Consider the following 2,500-nt stretch of genomic DNA (forward strand, 5'->3'; position numbering starts at 1 on the left):
CCCCAAAAGCAAAACCCCCACTATCTTTCGATAGTGGGGGTTGGCTTTAATAATAGCCTGACGATGACCTACTTTCACACGGGAATCCGCACTATCATCGGCGCTGGCTCGTTTCACTGTCCTGTTCGGGATGGGAAGGAGTGGGACCAAGTCGCTATGGTCGTCAGGCTTGACTGGTTGGTCTGTTGACGGGAGTCAACAAACCCAATTCGTAGAGTCAGCAGAACTTGGGCGTTGCCCAATCTGCACACAGCCTGTGTTTTCACACACGCTGCGGAATCAGCTTCATTTGATTGCGTCTTCGTAGCTTCGAAGAACGACATAACTTGAACACCCACCTTGATACATGCTGTTTGCACAGACTATCAAAGTTATAGGGTCAAGCCTCACGGGCAATTAGTACTGGTTAGCTTAACGCGTTACCGCGCTTCCACACCCAGCCTATCAACGTCCTGGTCTCGAACGACCCTTCAGGGGGCTCTAGGCCCCGGCAAGACTCATCTTGAGACGAGTTTCCCGCTTAGATGCTTTCAGCGGTTATCTCTTCCGCACTTAGCTACTCGGCAATGCCACTGGCGTGACAACCGATACACCAGAGGTGCGTCCACTCCGGTCCTCTCGTACTAGGAGCAGGCTCTCTCAATCTTGCAGCGCCCACGGAAGATAGGGACCAAACTGTCTCACGACGTTTTAAACCCAGCTCACGTACCTCTTTAAATGGCGAACAGCCATACCCTTGGGACCGGCTACAGCCCCAGGATGAGATGAGCCGACATCGAGGTGCCAAACACCGCCGTCGATATGAACTCTTGGGCGGTATCAGCCTGTTATCCCCAGAGTACCTTTTATCCGTTGAGCGATGGCCCTTCCATACAGAACCACCGGATCACTTTGTCCTACTTTCGTACCTGCTCGACTTGTCAGTCTCGCAGTCAAGCACGCTTATGCCAATGCACTATCGACACGATTTCCGACCGTATCTAGCGTACCTTCGAACTCCTCCGTTACACTTTGGGAGGAGACCGCCCCAGTCAAACTGCCCACCATACACTGTCCCCATCCCGGATAACGGGACAAGGTTAGAACCTCAAACACACCAGGGTGGTATTTCAACGTTGGCTCCATAAGATCTAGCGACCTTACTTCAAAGCCTCCCACCTATCCTACACAGATCTGTTCAAAGTCCAATGTAAAGCTACAGTAAAGGTTCATGGGGTCTTTCCGTCTTTCCGCGGGGAGATTGCATCATCACAAACATTTCAACTTCGCTGAGTCTCTGGAGGAGACAGTGTGGCCATCATTACTCCATTCGTGCAGGTCGGAACTTACCCGACAAGGAATTTCGCTACCTTAGGACCGTTATAGTTACGGCCGCCGTTTACTGGGACTTCAGTCAAGAGCTTGCACCCCATCATTTAATCTTCCAGCACCGGGCAGGAGTCACACCCTATACGTCGACTTTCGTCTTTGCAGAGTGCTGTGTTTTTAATAAACAGTTGCAGCCACCGATTCTCTGCGGCCTCATTGGGCTCCCCAAGTAAATGGTTCACCTACTAAAGGCACACCTTCTTCCGAAGTTACGGTGTCAATTTGCCGAGTTCCTTCTCCAGAGTTCTCTCAAGCGCCTTAGAATACTCATCTCGCGCACCAGTGTCGGTTTGCGGTACGGTCGTTGTAAGCTGAAGCTTAGTGGCTTTTCTTGGAAGCAGGGTATCACTCACTTCGTCTGCAAGCAGACTCGTTATCACGCCTCATCTAATCCCCCCGGATTTGCCTAAGGGGCACGACTACACGCTTGAACCAACATATCCAACAGTTGGCTGAGCTAACCTTCTCCGTCCCCACATCGCACTTACAATCGGTACAGGAATATTGACCTGTTTCCCATCAGCTACGCATCTCTGCCTCGCCTTAGGGGCCGACTCACCCTACGCCGATGAACGTTGCGTAGGAAACCTTGCGCTTTCGGCGAGGGGGCTTTTCACCCCCTTTAACGCTACTCATGTCAGCATTCGCACTTCTGATACCTCCAGCAGGCTTCACAACCCACCTTCACAGGCTTACAGAACGCTCTCCTACCACGTGCAATAAATTGCACATCCGCAGCTTCGGTAACTGGCTTAGCCCCGTTACATCTTCCGCGCAGGACGACTCGATCAGTGAGCTATTACGCTTTCTTTAAATGATGGCTGCTTCTAAGCCAACATCCTGACTGTTTTAGCCTTCCCACTTCGTTTCCCACTTAGCCAATTTTGGGGACCTTAGCTGGCGGTCTGGGTTGTTTCCCTCTTGAGTCCGGACGTTAGCACCCGGTGCTCTGTCTCCCAAGCTGTACTCATCGGTATTCGGAGTTTGCATAGGTTTGGTAAGTCGCCATGACCCCCTAGCCTAAACAGTGCTCTACCCCCGATGGTAATACTTGAGGCACTACCTAAATAGTTTTCGGAGAGAACCAGCTATTTCCAAGTTTGTTTAGCCTTTCACCCCTATCCACAGCTCA

The 2,500-nt window shown here is 51.4% G+C and carries 2 rRNA genes (1 of these 2 cut by a window edge); both read right to left on the bottom strand.

Annotated elements, in window-relative coordinates:
* Positions 1-55: 55 nt before the first annotated feature.
* Positions 56-168: ribosomal RNA gene (gene rrf, locus AC07V5_RS30340) — 5S ribosomal RNA — on the bottom strand.
* A 207-nt stretch (positions 169-375) separates the two neighbouring features.
* A 23S ribosomal RNA gene (locus AC07V5_RS30345) occupies positions 376-2,500 on the bottom strand (it continues 754 nt past the right edge of the window).

The sequence above is a fragment of the Roseateles sp. GW821-FHT02E12 genome (assembly GCF_059421665.1).